This window comes from Vibrio sp. SCSIO 43140 (genome assembly GCF_023716585.1).
Classification (GTDB): Bacteria; Pseudomonadota; Gammaproteobacteria; order Enterobacterales; family Vibrionaceae; genus Vibrio; species Vibrio maritimus_B.
Map to the genome: position 1 here is coordinate 3388147 of NZ_CP071850.1, position 15699 is coordinate 3403845.

General features: G+C 47.5%; 14 protein-coding genes. 6 read left to right on the forward strand and 8 right to left on the reverse strand.

The window, feature by feature from the left end; all coding sequences use genetic code 11:
• Nucleotides 1-116 precede the first annotated feature (116 nt).
• Nucleotides 117-656 (reverse strand): single-stranded DNA-binding protein, encoded by a 540-nt coding sequence (locus J4N45_RS16165; protein WP_042473381.1) that lies wholly within the window; start codon nucleotides 654-656, stop codon nucleotides 117-119.
• A 285-nt stretch (nucleotides 657-941) separates the two neighbouring features.
• Here J4N45_RS16165 and J4N45_RS16170 point away from each other — a divergent pair, with 285 nt between their 5' ends.
• The 4 genes from J4N45_RS16170 (at nucleotide 942) to J4N45_RS16185 (ending at nucleotide 7470) form a co-directional block, all read left to right on the forward strand.
• Nucleotides 942-1592, forward strand: a complete 651-nt coding sequence (locus tag J4N45_RS16170) for a LuxR C-terminal-related transcriptional regulator (RefSeq protein WP_419153433.1) — start codon at nucleotides 942-944, stop codon at nucleotides 1590-1592.
• 182 nt (nucleotides 1593-1774) lie between these two features.
• On the forward strand, nucleotides 1775-2644 hold the full coding sequence (gene galU / locus J4N45_RS16175; protein ID WP_042473378.1) for a UTP--glucose-1-phosphate uridylyltransferase GalU: 870 nt from the start codon (nucleotides 1775-1777) through the stop codon (nucleotides 2642-2644).
• Between the two features lie 149 nt (nucleotides 2645-2793).
• On the forward strand, nucleotides 2794-5622 hold the full coding sequence (gene uvrA / locus J4N45_RS16180) for an excinuclease ABC subunit UvrA (protein WP_252012514.1): 2829 nt from the start codon (nucleotides 2794-2796) through the stop codon (nucleotides 5620-5622).
• Between the two features lie 69 nt (nucleotides 5623-5691).
• On the forward strand, nucleotides 5692-7470 hold the full coding sequence (locus tag J4N45_RS16185) for a PglL family O-oligosaccharyltransferase (RefSeq protein WP_252012516.1): 1779 nt from the start codon (nucleotides 5692-5694) through the stop codon (nucleotides 7468-7470).
• Nucleotides 7471-7513: 43 nt separating this feature from the next.
• On the opposite strand, the gene J4N45_RS16190 is transcribed toward J4N45_RS16185, so the two are convergent.
• Nucleotides 7514-8149, reverse strand: coding sequence for a general secretion pathway protein GspB (locus J4N45_RS16190; protein WP_252012518.1), 636 nt, complete (start codon nucleotides 8147-8149; stop codon nucleotides 7514-7516).
• Nucleotides 8146-9828, reverse strand: a complete 1683-nt coding sequence (locus J4N45_RS16195) for an ExeA family protein (protein ID WP_252012520.1) — start codon at nucleotides 9826-9828, stop codon at nucleotides 8146-8148. The genes J4N45_RS16190 and J4N45_RS16195 overlap by 4 nt, the downstream gene beginning before the upstream one ends.
• Nucleotides 9829-9913: 85 nt before the next feature.
• Between J4N45_RS16195 and J4N45_RS16200 the strand changes: the two genes are divergently transcribed.
• The gene (locus J4N45_RS16200) at nucleotides 9914-11140 is read left to right on the forward strand and encodes a multifunctional CCA addition/repair protein (protein ID WP_252012522.1); all 1227 of its coding nucleotides are present in this window, start codon (nucleotides 9914-9916) and stop codon (nucleotides 11138-11140) included.
• 58 nt (nucleotides 11141-11198) lie between these two features.
• Here the strand turns inward: J4N45_RS16200 and J4N45_RS16205 are convergent, their stop codons facing one another.
• From J4N45_RS16205 to folB, 3 genes are read right to left on the reverse strand one after another with little or no spacing between them, the layout of a single operon-like run.
• Entirely contained in the window at nucleotides 11199-12002 is an 804-nt protein-coding gene (locus tag J4N45_RS16205) for an undecaprenyl-diphosphate phosphatase (RefSeq protein WP_042473366.1), read from the reverse strand.
• A gap of 16 nt (nucleotides 12003-12018) precedes the next feature.
• On the reverse strand, nucleotides 12019-12501 hold the full coding sequence (gene folK, locus J4N45_RS16210) for a 2-amino-4-hydroxy-6-hydroxymethyldihydropteridine diphosphokinase (RefSeq protein ID WP_234495168.1): 483 nt from the start codon (nucleotides 12499-12501) through the stop codon (nucleotides 12019-12021).
• Complete coding sequence (folB, locus tag J4N45_RS16215) at nucleotides 12498-12857, reverse strand: dihydroneopterin aldolase (protein ID WP_042473853.1); 360 nt, start codon at nucleotides 12855-12857, stop codon at nucleotides 12498-12500. Before folB ends, folK begins: the two co-directional genes overlap by 4 nt.
• Before the next feature lie 106 nt (nucleotides 12858-12963).
• Between folB and plsY the strand changes: the two genes are divergently transcribed.
• Nucleotides 12964-13560, forward strand: coding sequence for a glycerol-3-phosphate 1-O-acyltransferase PlsY (gene plsY / locus J4N45_RS16220; protein ID WP_234495166.1), 597 nt, complete (start codon nucleotides 12964-12966; stop codon nucleotides 13558-13560).
• 67 nt (nucleotides 13561-13627) lie between these two features.
• Here the strand turns inward: plsY and J4N45_RS16225 are convergent, their stop codons facing one another.
• A complete protein-coding gene (locus J4N45_RS16225; RefSeq protein ID WP_252012524.1) occupies nucleotides 13628-14440 on the reverse strand; it encodes an alpha/beta fold hydrolase in 813 nt (270 codons plus the stop codon).
• Between the two features lie 129 nt (nucleotides 14441-14569).
• Complete coding sequence (tsaD, locus tag J4N45_RS16230; RefSeq protein ID WP_252012526.1) at nucleotides 14570-15589, reverse strand: tRNA (adenosine(37)-N6)-threonylcarbamoyltransferase complex transferase subunit TsaD; 1020 nt, start codon at nucleotides 15587-15589, stop codon at nucleotides 14570-14572.
• Nucleotides 15590-15699 lie beyond the last annotated feature (110 nt).

Here is a 15699-nt window from a genome sequence, read left to right on the forward strand (position 1 = left end):
CTTTAAGTAACAGGCTATGGCAAGGTTCTAAGAAACACAAAAAAACCGCGATGATCATCGCGGCTTCTTATGTTCAATACCATCAGTGCTACACACTGATCTCACCAAACCTCGATTTAAAACGGGATGTCGTCGTCGAAATCCATTGGTGGTTCATTGTATTGTGGCTGCTGTTGAGCAGGTTTTTGCTGTGCTGGCTGCTGAACTGCAGGCTGCTGTGGCTGACCCCAACCTTGTTGTTGTGGAGCTTGCTGCTGCATACCGCCTTGGTTCATACCACCCTGCATTGGAGCACCGCCGCCTTGACGGCCGCCTAGCATCTGCATAACACCGTTAAAGCCTTGAACCACAACCTCTGTTGTGTAGCGGTCTTGACCATTTTGGTCTTGCCACTTACGAGTCTGTAGTTGACCTTCGATGTACACTTGAGAACCTTTTCTCAAGTACTCGCCAGCCACTTCTGCCAGCTTGCCGAATAGTGCAACACGGTGCCACTCAGTTTTTTCGCGCTGTTCGCCAGTCGCCTTATCACGCCACGATTCAGAAGTCGCGATTGTAATATTCGCCACGGCACCGCCGTTTGGCATGTAACGAATTTCTGGGTCGTTACCTAAGTTACCCACTAGAATGACTTTGTTTACTCCACGGCTTGCCATGTTTTGCTCCGTAACCACAGTGTGTTTTAAAATAGCCCAGTAGGATACCACGAACCAACCAGACAGCAACAGCGCTTATGTGAACTATCCTACAATCCAGCACACGTGTCTGAATATAAGTCTAGCGTTGAAACTTCAGACCTTCTACAAGATGCGCCCACCTTATATACATATCAGTTACTTGATTTGCTTTAACTCTCTCCCATTTTACGTTGTAAACGCTGGAAGCCAAATTTTATAAACTTCAATATGCACGCTAGTTCAGTGGCAAAATTATTAATGATTATGAGAAAAAATAGCTATAAGCGAACCATACAACACGTCAGTTTTGGGAAAGATCCAGAAGTCACACAGCGCGTAAGTGAGCTGTCCAATCTATGCATCAACAGTATCGAAACCATTACTCCGAACGACTTGCTCAATGTCGCGTCGGGACCCAGAAATCGCATCCTTCTTTTTGATTATGAAGAATCGCTAGACCTATTCAAACAAGTGCTAAATCTCCCCCTTGCCAGCAAAAATTTTGAGACGATTCTCATCAACGTTCCTCACAGGTTAACCACTGAAGAGATTCTCAAATATGGTCACATCAAAGGGCTTTTCTACACCCATGAGGATGCAGGTAAGATTACCTATGGGTTTGGCGAGATCATCAATGGAAAAAACTGGTTACCGCGAGACGTGGCGAGCCAACTTATACACCATTATCGCTATGTCGTTTCAGCGAATACCTCTACCACAGTGGTAGATTTAACCTCACGAGAGATAGAAATATTACGCTGCTTGCAATCAGGTGCGAGTAATCTCGAAATCTCAGAAGATTTATACATAACGGAGTCGACGGTAAAGTCTCATTTGTATCAAGTTTTTAGAAAGCTATCGGTCAAAAACAGGCTCCAAGCTATTGCCTGGGCAAACCAACACTTGCTGTCATAAGCAACCTTTCTTCTACAAAAATCAGACCCATTACTCTTTATTTTACAAGCATCTTTATCACTTGCATGTGAATCGAACTTCACAATATTTCTACTGTCATAACCCAACGTTACTCTGTAGACTATGGCGTATTCGCCATCGTTGGCAGTGAATTAAAACTTATAAAGATAAAGGGTCTTATCATGATCAAAAAGTGCCTATTTCCAGCAGCGGGCTATGGAACACGCTTCCTACCGGCAACTAAATCGATGCCTAAGGAAATGATGCCAGTCGTTAACAAACCTTTGATTGAATATGGTGTGGAAGAAGCCATTCAAGCAGGTATGGACGGTATGTGTATCGTTACTGGACGTGGCAAACACTCGATCATGGATCACTTTGACAAGAACTACGAGCTTGAACACCAGATCAGTGGTACCAATAAAGAGGAACTTCTGGTCGATATTCGCGACATCATCGACTCTGCGCATTTCACTTACATTCGCCAACGCGAAATGAAAGGCCTTGGTCATGCGATTCTTACAGGTCGTGAACTGGTTGGTGACGAACCGTTTGCTGTAGTCCTTGCCGATGACTTGTGTGTCAATGAAGATCAAGGCGTACTCGCACAAATGGTTGCACTATATAAGCAGTTCCGCTGCTCTATTGTTGCCGTGCAAGAAGTGCCAGAAGATGAAACACACAAGTACGGCGTGATCTCTGGTGAGATGATCAAAGACGATTTATTCCGTGTTGACGACATGGTTGAAAAACCAGAGCAAGGCACAGCGCCAAGCAACCTAGCGATCATCGGTCGCTACATCCTAACCCCAGATATCTTTGAGCTTATTGAGCAAACAGAACCTGGCAAAGGCGGTGAAATCCAAATCACTGACGCCCTTCTTAAACAAGCAAAAGCAGGCTGCGTTCTCGCTTACAAATTTAAGGGCAAGCGTTTTGACTGCGGAAGCGTAGAAGGCTACATCGAAGCAACCAACTACTGTTTCGAAAATCTTTACCTCAAAGATGAAAAAGCCTCAGAGCTGGGTAAGCACGCGACTAAAAAAGCTTAAGCACGTTTAAGCTCACTGAAGCATATAAATGGCCACTACTTAGTAGTGGCCATTTTTCTTTCAAAGCCTGTTTTTTTATCCAGTATTTCTTTGCACAAACTTCACACTATGTAATACTTGTCACACTACGTATTACATGAGTGGCAACAATGGACAAGATCGAAGTTAGGGGCGCCCGCACCCATAACCTTAAAAACGTCAATCTCACAATTCCTCGCGACAAACTTACCGTTATCACAGGTCTCTCTGGCTCAGGCAAATCATCTCTTGCTTTTGATACCCTATATGCAGAAGGTCAGCGTCGCTATGTAGAGTCCTTGTCCGCTTATGCAAGACAGTTCCTTTCACTCATGGAAAAACCGGATGTTGACCACATCGAAGGTCTGTCACCTGCTATTTCCATTGAACAAAAGTCCACCTCTCACAATCCACGCTCAACCGTGGGTACCATTACTGAGGTCTATGACTATTTGCGATTGCTGTACGCTCGAGTTGGCGAACCGCGTTGTCCTACCCACAAAGTACCACTGGCCGCTCAAACTGTAAGCCAGATGGTCGATAAGGTGTTGGAGCTTCCTGAAGGCTCCAAGATGATGTTGCTGGCACCTATTGTTAAGGAGCGTAAAGGGGAACACGTTAAAACCTTAGAGAACCTCGCCGCTCAGGGCTTTATTCGTGCTCGTATCGATGGTGAAACTTGCGATCTCTCTGATCCGCCGACTCTAGAGCTCCATAAAAAGCACACAATCGAGGTCGTTGTGGATCGCTTCAAGGTACGCGATAACCTTCAGCAACGTCTGGCTGAATCTTTCGAGACGGCACTTGAGCTCTCTGGTGGCATCGTTGGCGTCGCTTGGATGGATGAGCCGGAGAAAGAAGACATCATCTTCTCAGCGAACTTTGCTTGCCCATATTGTGGCTACAGCTTACAAGAGCTAGAACCTAGATTGTTCTCATTCAACAATCCAGCGGGCGCTTGTCACACCTGTGACGGACTCGGTGTGCAGCAGTACTTCGATCCTGACCGTGTCATCGTAGATGAAAACCTCAGCATTGCAGACGGGGCAATCCGTGGCTGGGATCAGAAAAACTACTACTATTTCCAGATGTTAACGTCGCTGGCAAAGCATTATGACTTTGATCTGTTTGCGCCGTTTAAATCACTCCCTAAGAAAATTAAAGACGTCGTATTGACCGGTTCTGGACGCACTGAGATCGAGTTCAACTACGTCAATGATCGCGGTGATATCCGCGTCAAACGTCATCCATTCGAAGGGATCTTGAACACCCTAGAGCGTCGCTATCGCGATACAGAATCAAACTCGGTTCGTGAAGATCTGGCTAAGTACATCTCTACCAAGTCTTGTGGAACGTGTGGCGGAACTCGCTTGCGTGAAGAGGCGCGGAATGTCTTTGTCGACGATACGACACTGCCAGAGATCGTTGAGATGAGTATCAGCGAAGCGATGGCTTTCTTCCAGTCACTCAAGCTAGAGGGTCAGCGAGCTCAAATCGCCGAAAAGGTGATGAAGGAGATCAACGACAGACTCCATTTCCTCGTCAACGTCGGCTTGAACTACCTTAACCTATCTCGCAGCGCTGAAACCTTATCTGGTGGTGAAGCGCAGCGTATTCGTTTGGCCAGCCAAATTGGTGCGGGCCTAGTTGGGGTAATGTATGTACTGGATGAGCCTTCCATTGGTCTCCATCAGCGTGATAACGAACGCCTGCTTAATACCTTGACCCACCTAAGGGATCTCGGGAACACAGTTCTCGTGGTTGAACATGATGAAGATGCCATTCGTACAGCCGATCATGTGATTGATATCGGTCCTGGTGCTGGGGTTCATGGAGGCTCAGTAGTTGCTGAAGGCACGATTGACGATATCATTGCATCAGAACAATCCCTTACCGGTCAATATCTGAGTGGTAAGCGCGAGATCGCAATCCCTGAAAATCGCACCCCTATGGATCCGAAAAAGGTAGTCACGCTACAAGGCGCGACGGGTAACAACCTGAAAAATGTTGACCTTACGGTACCAGTCGGTCTGTTTAGCTGTATTACTGGGGTGTCGGGTTCCGGTAAATCAACGCTGATTAACGATACCTTCTTTAAGATCGCCCATACCCAACTCAATGGTGCTACGACTGCAGAGCCGTCACCATATAAGAAAATTGAAGGGCTTGAGCATTTTGACAAGGTCATTGATATCGACCAAAGCCCTATCGGTCGAACGCCACGTTCAAACCCAGCAACCTATACCGGTATCTTCACGCCAATCCGTGAGCTGTTTGCTGGCACACAGGAAGCCCGCTCACGCGGCTATAAGCCAGGGCGCTTTAGCTTTAACGTGCGCGGTGGACGCTGCGAAGCATGTCAGGGTGATGGCGTCATCAAGGTAGAGATGCACTTCCTTCCTGATGTATACGTGCCTTGTGATGTGTGTAAAGGCAAGCGATACAACCGTGAAACACTGGAAGTTCGCTATAAAGGCAAAACGATTGATGAAGTTCTACAGATGACCGTCGAGGACGCAAGAGAGTTCTTCGACCCTGTTCCTGTCATCGCCAGAAAACTACAAACCTTGATGGATGTGGGCCTGTCGTACATCCGTTTAGGTCAAGCAGCAACTACGCTGTCTGGTGGTGAAGCACAACGTGTGAAGCTAGCAAGAGAGCTGTCAAAACGCGATACGGGTAAAACCTTATATATCTTAGATGAGCCGACAACGGGTCTGCACTTCCACGATATCGAATTATTGTTGTCGGTACTGCACCGTTTACGCGACCACGGCAACACCGTTGTGGTGATTGAACACAATCTTGATGTCATCAAGACCTCAGATTGGATCATCGATTTAGGCCCAGAAGGCGGACAAGGCGGCGGTGAAATCATCGCAGAAGGCACGCCAGAAACTGTGTCCCAAGTCGAAGGTTCTCACACAGCACGCTTCCTAAAACCTATGCTAAAAGGTTAAATTAGAGCATCATACATAGGAGGTCAGTTTGACCTCCTATGATTTTCTTGGGTTTAACTAGTCGCGAACATGGCAATCATTCATACCAATGGAACGGAACTCGAACCAGTAAAGGTTCGCCCTCCCCTTAATCGCAAGTTTATGACCGCCATGACGGTGCTGTTTCTTATTGCGACGCATCTATTTTGGCCAAACCCTGGGGGAACCGGTCTGGCACTGTCGTTCAACAACACAGCATGGATTGTTTTCTCGATAGCCATTGGCTTGGGGCTTTACCAGCTAGGCACTAATCGAGTACTAAAATTTAGCAAACTAACCGTAGGGCTTGGGCTTTCCTGTGTATTGATGACGCTGCCCTTACTCTACAGCGGTCCAGATATCGCGTCTGTCGCACCTCGATATGTCGCCCTGTGGTTTGGTTTTTTATTTTTTGTATTGCTGCAGCAATTTCAATTTACCAACAAACAGAAGCAACGCTTGCTGTGGCTCATCGTACTCGCTTCTCTCATTGAAGCCTCAATCGGTTATGCTCAGCTCCTACTGCTCACGCCTGACAATTGGTTCGGTTACAATGTATCGGCCAACCGTCCCTATGGCATTTTTCAACAGCCTAACGTTATGGCAAGCTTTCTCGCTACAGGTTTCGTGCTCTCTGGCTACTTACTCGCTAGGCAAAAGCATAAGTACAACTGGCGAATCAGTGACGTCTCTATCCTCTATGTCACCCCCATGATTACCATACCTTTAGTCGTAGTACTGGGCTCTCGAACCGGTTGGCTTGGCGCTGCGATGGGGTTTGTATTTCTTGTGCCATATCTTTACCGCCACTCGACCAGAAAACGCTTTAGAGGCTGGACTCTCGCCACTCTTTCTGGTTTGGCTCTAGGGCTACTCTTAGGGTTCGGTAACTCAGGAAGTCAGAATCTGATCACGCAAAAGTCGAGTCTCGAAGATGTGCGTTCAACCATCTATAGCCAGTCTTTAGATATGTTGATTGAAAAGCCATTCACAGGCTACGGACTGGGTAAGTTTGAATCTGAGTATTTGATTTATACCGCGAGACAGCACCAACTAAACGACAACTTTGCACCAGGTCTGCCTGCTCTTGATCACCCACACAACGAAATGCTGTTTTGGGGCATCGAAGGCGGCCTACTCCCAATGCTCGGTATTCTACTGGCTGCTCTATTTGTCTTGAGTCGAATCTACACCGCGAAAAAAGGGACTCGACTCGCTATATTTGCACTGTTTCTGCCCATCGTTTTGCACAGTCAACTTGAGTACCCGTTTTACCATTCGCTGATCCACTGGATCACATTCATTATTCTTATCTACTGGGTAGATCAACGCACGCCAAGGATTAAACAGCTCTCTTTTACTTCGTTTACCAAAACGCTCTCTAGGGTTCTGTCATTGCTCATCCCTATCTTGGTCAGTGTGTATATGGTCGCGGCGCTGCACACCAACTATGTACTGACCAAATTTGAAAAGTCGCAACCGGTCGACGCAAGCTTACTTGAGCAAGTAACGAATCCTGTGGTTTGGAAAGACAGGTATCACTGGGATCTATACAGCACCTACTTAAAACTTGGACTCGCAACCGGAAACCCAGAGTATATTCAGCCTTATATTGATTGGTCAGTCGAGGTGATTAAGAGTAAACCCAGACCAGCCTTCTATCGAAACTTGATCTTGGCGTATCAAGGTAGTGGTGAGGTGAGTAAGGCCCAGCAGGTGCTCGCTGAGGCGCAATATCTATTCCCGGATCACACGTTTGCTCTGGCACCAATATCCAAGCCAACCAACAGCGGCAGTGACGCCGTAAGTACTGCATCTACCACTCTCTAATAAAATGAGGCTCGCCATATCGGCGAGCCTCATTTTTTGTTTATTACCCACCCCATTCATAAAGCGCTGGGATATCGATAATGTCATTGTCGAATCGAATCGTTATCGACTGCGGTTCAATCGCCAGTAACTGGATCGAATTGAGTCGATCGCCTTCTTTCATTTCCTGACCATTTACCTTAATCCACCTTCGGTTCGTATCCGACGAGTACATGTGGGTCTGTAAATTAAGGGCTGGCAAACGGCCTCGATAGCGGGCCTCGTTGCTCTCTAATGCTATATGGTCAGCATTGCGAAGCAGAGGATTTTCCGGCTCATTACTCATCGCCGCCGCCACTTTTCTCGCGATCTCTGGATCAAGGCCGCTCAAATCAAGATCATCCAACCCAAAAGGTTCATTAGATGTGTTTGTTGGTTTTGGAGCGTTAAGCGCTGGCTCAGAAACACTAGGCAACTCACGCTCGATGTTTGATGAAGCTTGTATAGCGGCCGTTGGTTCAGGTATTGGCAGCGGCGCTACATACGTTCTTTTCGGGAGCGGCTTTAACTCAGAAAACGTCGGATACGTTAATACCGAGTACCCTTCGCTAGTGGCGGGACTATCCGATGGGCTTTCAGCAAGCGCTGCACTACTCACCATCGCCACAAGAAGTAGACTCACAGAAGTAACCTGACTCATTGCATGGATTCCTCAGGGTTATCCCAAACCAGGCTAGGTGCGTCGGTCTGGGTCATAAGCTCTAGCTGTCGGAGTGTGTTTCTTCCAGCAATGCCATCGACATCCATATTTTGCCAGCGTTGGAAGATCTCAACTTTACGCTCTAGTGTTTTATCGAACACGTCATTGCCGGTTGGCTGGTCACCCAATACTTGAGACAGTTTGCTATCCAACAGCAACACCTGCTCGCCTTGTTGATTCAAGCGCAGTGTCGAGTAGATCTCACGTTGCCAAATCGAGTAGTACTCACCGGTCCATAGTGATTCTAGCCACTCTTTCGGCATGGCAATACGTTGCGTACCATTGAGCACCTCAACCTCATCACCAGCCACTCTGTAGAGCACGACATAGCCTTCTCTCCCTTTATGATACAAAGGCATAACAACAGGAAGGTTTTGTGCCGTGATCTGCGCTAACGTGCCAAGGTACTTCTGGCATTGAAACAAACCATTGGTTTCAGAGTCGCACATGCCATCTAACACGCTGGCTCTATACCCCCAAACAGCATAAAGCTCCTGGATCGCAGCAATTTTGTCATCACGATTTAGCAGTTGCGGAATCAATTCGGCAGGGTATAGAGTCTGTTGCGGCTGAGGCTCTTCGGCAATCACCGTTCGCGCATCCACGGGTGTCTCGACAGGTGCCGTTTCATTGGGAACATCCGTCGCCTGCAGCGACGCCCATGAGAGCTGAGCCCAAGACAAGGCATCAGCTCCCTTCCAGTACAAACCCGCCGCAACACACACGCCCAAGAGGGCAGGCAGAGCATATTGACCTATGGCTTGACGCCAAGGGCTAGCCGTTGATTTGGCTGCATTACCAACACCGGGAGCCTGAAACGAGAGAATATCTTCACACGCTTTGAGAGCGATAGACTTTGACACTCGCTTCTCACCTGAATGGTAAGCGTACTGCAAGGCTTTATCCCCAATTAGGTTAATCAGCCTTGGAATACCCTGACTCGCATTGTTAATCGCCGCTACTGCCGACTTGTTAAATAACGAAGTCTCGCCGCCTGCTGTCGATAAGCGAAACTCGATATACTGACGCGCCTCACCTTCTGATAATGGCAGTAAATGATATCGACCAGTAATACGCTGTGCTAATTGGCGTAATTGCGTCGTTCTTAGCTTCTGTTGTAACTCAGGCTGACCAATCAGAAGTACTTTCAGAAGCTTACGATCGTCGGTTTCCAGATTGGTTAAAAGGCGCAGTTGCTCTAGCACTTCTGCAGAAAGGTGCTGAGCTTCATCAATGACCACCAGCGTATTGATACCTTGCTGCTCATTGTGTTGCAAATACTGATAGATAGCTTGGCTTAACTGCTTGAGTGAGGCTTGCTCAGGATAAGAGATAGAGAATTCATCACAAATCGCTTCAAGCAGATCCTGGCTTGAAAACGTTGGATTTAAAATGAGCCCTGACGCCGTCTTATCATCAAGCGAAGCCAGCATGGCTTTGGCAACCGTGGTTTTCCCGGTCCCCACCTCACCAGTAAGCATGGCAAAGCCGCCACCCTGGCCGAGTCCAGCTTGCAAATGCTGCATCGCTTCTCGGTGGCGTTGACTTAAAAACAAGTAGCGCGAACTCGGTACTATCGAGAACGGTACCTCGCGAAAACCAAAATAATCCTTGTACATGGGTTAACCTTACAATATCACTCAAAGCAAAGTACCATTGGCGCTCAGTAATGCCAACGGCTAAGTAGTAAAAAGGGGAGCCAATTTGCAAGTCTTTCTTGTTGGAGGCGCAGTACGCGACCAATTATTAAATATTGATGTCTACGACAGAGATTGGGTGGTCGTCGGAGCTACACCAGAGGCGATGCTTGAGCTCGGCTTTCAAGCCGTGGGCAAAGACTTCCCGGTATTTTTGCATCCAGATTCTAAAGAAGAGCACGCATTAGCTCGAACTGAACGAAAATCTGGTAAGGGTTATACCGGTTTCGAATGTTTCTCATCGCCGGATGTCACGCTAGAGCAAGACTTAATGCGCCGCGATCTCACCATCAATGCTATTGCCCAAGATGAAACAGGCAAACTTATCGACCCCTACAACGGGCAGCAAGACCTCGAAGAGCGGGTGCTGAGGCATGTCTCACCAGCATTTAGTGAAGATCCACTTCGTGTCCTTCGCGTTGCAAGATTCGCCGCGAAACTTGCTCATCTTGGTTTTCAGGTAGCTCCCGAAACAATAGCGCTCATGCGCACTATGGTCGACGCAGGGGAACTCAAATACCTAACGGCCGAGCGCGTGTGGCAAGAGTGGCATAAGTCGTTAACCACACAATCGCCTGAGGTTTTCTTACAAGTTCTTAGAGACTGCGGTGCCCTAGAGGTCGTATTGCCAGAGATAGATGCGCTGTTTGGCGTCCCGCAACCAGAAAAATGGCACCCAGAAATTGATTCTGGCGTCCATACCTTAATGGTGGCTAAACAGGTCTCACGATTAAGCGCACTGCCAACCGTACGATTCGCAGCCCAAGTTCATGACTTAGGAAAAGCGGTCACCCCCAAAGAAGAGTGGCCAAGTCACAAGCTACACACGCACACAGGACAGAAGATCATTAAAGCATTATGCGCACGTGTGCGCGTTCCTAATGACTACCGAGATCTCGCTATCGCCGTGTGCGCTCAGCATTCGAATGTTCATCGCGCATTTGAACTGCGCGCCAGCACCTTTGTGAAAATATTCGGCCAACTCGACGTCTGGCGAAAACCAGAAAAACTTGAGCAGGTCTTAGTATGCTGCGAGGCGGACCACAGGGGTCGAAAGGGATTGGAAAAGGAACCTTACCCACAAGCAGAGCGCTTTATGAATGCATATCGAGCCGCAGTTGGTGTTAATGTCCAAACCATTATTGCTGATGGATTTAAAGGACAGGCGATAAAGGAAGAGCTGGATAAACGCCGCATCAAAGCTGTTGAAATGGCATTAGCCGAGGGAAGCTAAAGCGAGTGATGATGAATAGTGGCTCGAAGGAAAAGCTCTGAGCCACTATCAAGTGAAATTAGCTCATTAGCAGAAAAGCAAACAGACCCACACCTAAGATCAAGCGATAAATCACAAACGGCGTCATGCCCATACGTGAGATAAGCTTCAAGAAGAAGTGAATACAGATATACGCACTAACGAACGAAACAATGATGCCCGTTAACAAGAAACCAAAGTGAATCGGCTCACTGCCAGTGGCTAGTTTCAAGCCAAGATACGCACCCGCTAGCGTGATAATCGGAATCGACATTAAGAATGAAAAACGCGCTGCCGCTTCACGGGTAAATCCAAGGTATAACGCTGCAGTAATCGTCGCACCAGAGCGAGAAGTACCAGGAATGATTGCCGCGGCCTGAGCCAGACCAATGAATAACGCTTTCTTCCAGCCCGCTTGATATTCGTCATCCGCCAGCTTAGCGTTTTTATCAACCCACCACAGCAACAAACCAAATACGATTGTCGTCGTCGCAATCACATAAGCACTGCGCAGATAAAGCTCAATAATGTCCTTCATCAGCAAACCGAAGATACATGCCGGAATCGTTGCTAGAACAATCATCCACGCCAGTTTCGATTCTTTGCTTCGCTCTCCCTTGAATATGGATCCAAATAGAGCACTAAAAAGAGTGACGACCTCTTTGCGGAAATAGATCACCACCGCAGCCAGTGTGCCTACGTGTACAGCAACATCAAATGCCAGACCTTGATCTTCCCAGCCCAAAATAGCCGAAGGCAAAATAAGGTGCGCGGAGCTAGAGATTGGCAAAAATTCAGTAAATCCTTGCACCAAGGCCAGTATAAAGGCTTCAAAATAACTCATGATTAATAACTACCAACTAAAATTGAAAATCGATTTTTTTCAGTGAGTCTACATCGGACATAGTCTCTAAAATCTGTTCTACCGTTCGCCCGTCATTAGGAATAACAAGCTGCGGGTCGAGATCATACAGTGGCTGTGTGACAAAGGAATACTTAAAGATATCTTCACGCGGAACTAACGGCTTTTTTTGTGAGATTTCATTTCCATACAACAAGATATCAAGATCAAGCGTGCGATCCTGAAACTTTGCCGCATCTGCCGCCCTGCCCCACTTTATCTCAATCTGTTTTAACACTTGGGAAAGCTCAAACAAATTGAGATCGGTATCAACTCGCACCACCATGTTATAAAACTCACTGCCATCGAAGCCAAATGACTCACAGGCATAAACGGGCGAAAGTGCAAGATTGCGTCCTAGAGATGTCAGTTCTACGAATGCCGCTCTGATGTGCTTTTCACGCTCCACATTGGTACCGATGCCAATGTAAGTAGTGATCATGCTTGGCCTCGCTCAATAACGACACCAACGCTTTTTGCTTGAGGAACAGCTCCAGGTTTAGCAAGACGTATCTTAACCCAAGGCACATTGAATTGATTTTGAATGATAGCGGCAACCTCTTCAGCAACACGCTCTACCAGGAGGAAGCGCCCATTCTGGATATGGTTGAGTACTGCTTCACTTACTTTTGAATAATCCAAGGCATCAGCAACATCATCACTTTTTCCTGCTGGCGCATTATCATGGGCCATTTCAATATCAAGAATAAGCTTTTGTTTAATCTCTTGTTCCCAGTCATACACACCAATGGTGGTGATCACTTCAAGCTGCTCAATGAATACTTTATCCAATGCCATGATTTGTCCTTTGATTAGAGGTCGGATACCCATTTATCGGGAAAAAACGTACTATTTTCGTTATGATATCAGTCCCTATGGATAATTTCTTGCGAAAAGGGTTCCAATGACACCAATAGCACTCGCTATGATTATTGCAGCTTACCTGCTTGGCTCTGTGTCGAGTGCTGTACTGATCTGTCGTCTACTCAGACTGCCCGATCCAAGAACGGTCGGGTCTAACAACCCCGGAGCGACCAATGTCCTGCGTACTGGCGGCAAAGGGGCTGCGGTTGCTGTCCTTCTTTGTGACATGCTGAAAGGGACGATTCCTGTCTGGAGTGGCTATTACCTCGGCATCGATGCTGTAGTGTTGGGTGTCATTGCGATTGCTGCATGTTTAGGTCACATGTACCCACTATTCTTCCATTTTAAAGGTGGCAAAGGAGTGGCGACAGCGCTGGGAGCCATCGCACCCATTGGCTGGGATTTAACCGGACTCATCACCGGGACATGGTTATTGGTTGCCGCTCTGTTTCGCTATTCTTCTTTAGCGGCGATAGTGACGGTCCTCATGGCCCCTGTATATACCTGGATGGCGCGCCCACTATTTACCCTGCCTGTTGCTATGCTTAGCTGCCTTATCCTATTAAGGCACCATCAAAATATTCGCAGGCTATTTGAAGGAACAGAGCCAAAGCTAGGTAAGAAAAAGACCTCCTAGTTACCTATCTTCCCAATAAAAAAGAGCAGCCCAAGCTGCTCTTTTCTGTGCGTGCGATGTTGGCTGCTTACGCATGCTGAGATAAAAACTCGCTTAGCATCCCCGTCACATACTCTGGCTGCTCTAAGTTACTAATATGACCTGCAGAAGGGATCACGTTGATCGAGCTTCCGGTGATCAGATCATTCATTAGGTAAGACTCAAGCACTGGACGAGGCTTATCTTCTGCACCAACGGCTATCAAGGTCGGCAATGCAAACTTCTCAATCTCATCACAGAGATCACGACGACCAAACACCATTCGGCCAATTCGGGCAACTTGATCTGCCTGCTCACCTGACAAAGCGGCAAGTTTGGTTTCAAAACCTGAAACTAACTCTGTATTGTCTTGCTTGGCATTATTGGCAAAAAACAACGGCACAACCGCGTCGACAATGGGTGCGGGTACCATCTTAAGCTCAGAGATCGTCGCTAGCATTGAAAAGTACTTGGCATGCGCAACCTCAGGCTCTAAACCAACGAAAGTATCCATCAACACTAAGCTTTTTACTCGAGCTGGAGCCAGAGCCGTCAACTCAGAGCCCCACATTCCACCAACCGACAAACCGACGATTGAAAACGTCTCAATCCCAAGCTCATCCATTAACGCCAACAAGTGCTTGGCGTAATCGGCAAGATTACTCATTGATGCCGGTGCGGCTTGCGACTGTCCATGAGCCCACAAATCAGGAACGATACAACGATAGTGCTGACTCAGCGCTTCTACTTGCGGCTGCCACATTTGGCTATCCCACAAATAGCTGTGACCAAATAGGACGACCGGCCCCTCGCCGACATCCTGATACGTCATGACTTGTCCTTCAACGGTAAACTGCTTCATGTTGTCGTATTCCCTAATTAAAAACCATTACTTTGCTAATCAAGACTGTAGCACGATAAGCCAGTCTCGGACTTTAGGAGTTTTGTGCAGAAATGTCATTAAAAAAGGCCACTTGCGTGACCTTCATTGTTAACCTCTTATCGGACTTAGCTGATCAATTGGCCAGCGTGGCGTTGCCTCAACCGAAAGTTCGGCCGCTTCACCATTTTTAAGTCGCTGCATGCCCGCGTAAGCAATCATCGCCCCGTTGTCGGTACAAAACTCAGTGCGTGGGTAATACACCTCACCACCGATTTTGCTCGCCAGCGCCTCTAGCTCTTTACGCAAGAAACGGTTAGCACTCACACCACCCGCGATAACGATACGCTTCATACCCGTTTGCTTTAAGGCACGCTTGCATTTGATTGCTAGAGTTTCACACACCGCCTCTTGGAATGCGTAAGCAATATCTGCGCGCGTCTGCTCACTATCATCGTTCGCCGCAATGGTATTCGCTGCAAACGTTTTAAGACCTGAAAAGCTCATATCAAGACCCGGACGATCCGTCATTGGACGTGGGAACTTAAAGCGACCCGGCGTGCCTTTATCTGCAAGCTTAGAAAGCAGCGGCCCACCCGGGTAATCAAGACCCATTAGTTTTGCCGTCTTGTCAAATGCTTCCCCAGCGGCATCATCAATAGACTCACCAAGGATCTGATACTCACCAATGCCTTTTACTTCAACGATCATGCTGTGTCCGCCTGAGACCAGCAGAGCGATAAACGGGAATGGTGGTGGATTGTCTTCCAGCATTGGTGCCAGCAAGTGTCCTTCCATATGATGCACCGGCACAGCAGGCACACCCCACGCGTAAGCCATGCTACGTCCAATCGTCGTACCAACCAGCAGCGCACCCACTAGACCTGGACCAGCGGTATAGGCCACACCGTCAATATCTTTTGGTGTCAGATTTGCTTCTGCTAATGCTGCTTTGATCAACGGGATCGTTTTCTTCACGTGATCACGTGACGCCAATTCAGGGACAACACCGCCGTAATCAGCGTGCAGTTTTACCTGGCTATATAGTTGATGGGACAGCAGTCCTTTTTCATCATCATAGATTGCGATGCCTGTTTCATCACAAGAGGTTTCAATACCTAGAATGCGCATATTGTTCTCGACATATTTCGAAATTGGCGCAATATTACCTCGTCACGAGCTTGCAAACAAATTTTGTACAAGAGATAGACGACAAAGTACTTTACAAAGGGCATGTGATC